Source organism: Streptomyces sp. ME19-01-6 (assembly GCF_033793745.1).
Classification (GTDB): domain Bacteria; phylum Actinomycetota; class Actinomycetes; order Streptomycetales; family Streptomycetaceae; genus Streptomyces.
On sequence record NZ_JARAXF010000093.1, the window covers coordinates 1 to 3,003 of the forward strand.

The following is a 3,003-nucleotide window of genomic DNA, read 5'->3' on the forward strand; positions in this document are numbered from 1 at the left end:
CGGTGGTCATGTCGGGGGCGGCGACGATCAGCGACGTATTCGCCATCACCGTGATCAGCAGGCTCAGGCACAGCACGAGCAGCGCCCACCAGCGCCGCGCGTAAGGCCCGGTCATTTTCTCCACGGGGGTATGCGCAAGAAAGGACATCAGTAGCTCCTGAGGGGGACGGGGCGGACGAGCGGAATCACTTGGTTGCCCATCGTGTGGCGTCATGTGGGGTCATGTTTTGCTCCGGAGCGCTCAGTGGCTCGGGGCAGCCGCCAGTTCGCGCAGGCGAGCGTTGTTCTGCAGCGCCCACCGCATGGTCCGCGGCGGGCGCCCGAGCAGGGTTTCCAGTTGGTCGGAGAGGACGTCGTACCGCCCGCCGGCGATCAGCCTGGCCTGGATCCTCAGGTGCGCCGCCACGTGCCGGGCCGCAGCCGGATCGCCCAGGGCCTCCTGCAGGAGGGTCTCGTCTACGAAGGCCTCGTTCCAGGCCTCCACTTCCTCAGGGATGTAGACGATCTGGCGTCCCAGCGCGGCTGCGTAGTCCTCAGCGAACCCGTACATGTCCTTCAGCTCCGGGCCGGTGAGCGCGTAGGACTTCGAGATGTGCGGTGCGGGGTCGACCAGCATCTTCACGCACACCTCTGCCAGGTCGTGAACGGCGATGGGCGCGAGCCGCTGGTCGCCGTAGGGCAGGCGCAGTTCACCGTTGCTCAGCGGGCCCAGTTGCATCCAGGTCAGGTGGGGGGACTCGGCGAACAGGGTCGCGCGCACGTTGACGGTCGGGATGCCGGACCAGTCCAGCACCCGCTCGCAGACCCAGTGCGCCCGCTGCTGTGGTGACCAGTCCGTGACCAGTCCGCCGAGCCAAGAACGCCGCTCCTCATCCGGTGTGGTCATCTTCTCGAGCGTCATGTACGACTGCTCGTAGTTGGACAGGTGCACGAAGGCCTCGATGTCGCCCTGGGCTCGCGCCGCCGCGGCCATCACGGTGAGGGCATCGGCGTAGTACGGCTGCGCGCTCATGCTGAAGTAGATGCGCCGGACACCCTTCAGCGCGGCGGCCACGTCCGCGAGTTTGAGCAGGTCGCCGACGAAGACCTCGGCCCCGGCCGCGCGCAGCGACTGCGCGCGTTCGTCGTCCCGTCGCACGAACGCGCGCACCGGGTGGCCCTGTTCGAGCAGCATGTCGATCATCACCCTGCTCACGCCACCGACTTGGCCGCCGGCGCCGGTGATCAGGATGGGATTGCGCTCCGACATTGTTGTGTCCTCCATCTGGTGGGGGTGGGTCGGCCGTTGAGGAAGCCGAGGATGTGAAGTCGTCGAGGCGGGTGAGGAAGTCGAGGAGGGTGGCGTTGACCTCGTCGCGACGCTCCTGCTGCCTGCTTGCCGGGCATGACTGAGAACCGTCTGGAAACTGATCAGCTTCCAGACGGGAAAACAGATCGGTCTTCTCACCGATGAAGGTGAGGCGGGCGGGTGACGGGCCGAGATCTCAGGGCTTCGAGATCATCGTGTGGCCGCTTTGGGGCTTCCCTCGGCGATCCCGTGGAGGGCCGCGTCGGTGTCAGCGGTGGCCAGCATCCTGTTGATGTCGGCGCCGGCCAGTGCGCCGGCCGCTGCGGAGGCCCCGACCTGGGCGACCAGATCGGTGGCGTTGCCGGCCACCCACACACCCGGCACCTCGGTGGTGCCGGCCATGCCGGAGGCGAAACCGCGGCCCGTCGGCAGGTCCTGCACCGGCAGGCCCAGACCTTCCAGGCCCTGGGTGCGGGCCTGCATCGGCGAGGCGACCGCGACGACGCGGCGGGCCACGACCTGGCCGTCGGCCAGGCGCACCCCGGCGAGGGCACCGTCCTCGTCGTTGACGACCTCGGTGACCGGGGTGTCGATGACGCGGATGCCGCGGGCGGCGAAGCGGGCGCGGCTGTCCTCGTCCAGGTCGGTGCCGTGGGTGAAGTAGGTCAGGTCCTCGGTCAGCTGGCGGAACAGATACGCGTGGCCGATGGAGGCGGGGCCGGTGGCGAGGATGCCGATGGGCTCGTCGCGCACCTCCCAGCCGTGGCAGTACGGGCAGTGCACCACACTGTGTCCCCAGTGCCCGGCGAGCCCGGGCACCTGTGGCAGCACATCCGTGAGGCCGGTGGCCACCAGGATGCGGCGGGCGGTGATGCTGCGGCCGTCGGCCAGGGTGACGGTGAACCGCAGGTCCCCGTCCGCCGACGGGGCGGCAGGCTCGGCCGAGACCACCTCGCCGGACACGACGCGTCCGCCGTACTGGCGCACCTGCTCCCGGCCCCGTCGAAGGATCTCGGACGGCGGGGTACCGTCCAGGGCGAGGAGGCCGTGCACGGCCTCCGCGGGCGCGTTGCGCGGGGAGCCGCTGTCGATCACGACGACCGAGCGGCGGGAGCGGGCGAGGATTAGTGCACCGTTCAGCCCCGCGGCGCCCCCGCCGATCACCACCGTGTCGACGGTGCCCTCGGCCAGTGCGTCGCTCGCGTACGCAGGAGTCGTCACAGCCATGGCCTCCTGCCTTTCCTTGTCAGTCATGGTTCGGTCAACCCTTCGAGTTCTGGGTGGTTGGAGGGGGCAGCTGTTCAGGAAGCGCAGGATGTGGTCGGCGACCGTCTTGGGCTGTTCGAGGTGCAGGAAGTGCCCCGCGCCGAGGACAGCCCGACGTTCGTGATGTACAGATCCAGTCCGGCGATGAAACTCGCCGTCGCCAGGATCGCGAGGATCAGACCGGGCCTTGCCGGCCTGGAAGGCGTCGCAATGCCGGGCGGCGCGGAGGAGTGCAAAGGCATGGGTTGCTCTCCATCGCGCCAGGCGTGCACGCACCCTGTCCGGTGAGCTCAGCACGGTTGTTTACTGAACAGTCCGAAACCTAAATGGTTCTGTACTGGGTTGTCAAGTACGGTGGGTCGGCTTTACCTTCGATGCATGGCGAGACCACGAAGCTTCGACCCCGACCACGTCCTGCATGCCGCCGAGCGGCAGTTCCGCACCTCGGG

At 68.6% G+C, this 3,003-nt stretch carries 2 protein-coding genes; both read right to left on the reverse strand.

Annotation, left to right across the window (positions count from 1 at the left end):
- Positions 1–241 precede the first annotated feature (241 nt).
- Entirely contained in the window at positions 242–1,264 is a 1,023-nt protein-coding gene (locus tag PV419_RS52725; RefSeq protein ID WP_319701219.1) for an NAD(P)H-binding protein, read from the reverse strand.
- Between the two features lie 234 nt (positions 1,265–1,498).
- Positions 1,499–2,515: an NAD(P)/FAD-dependent oxidoreductase gene (locus PV419_RS52730; RefSeq protein ID WP_319701220.1), complete on the reverse strand. Its 1,017-nt coding sequence runs from the start codon at positions 2,513–2,515 to the stop codon at positions 1,499–1,501.
- Between the last annotated feature and the right edge of the window lie 488 nt (positions 2,516–3,003).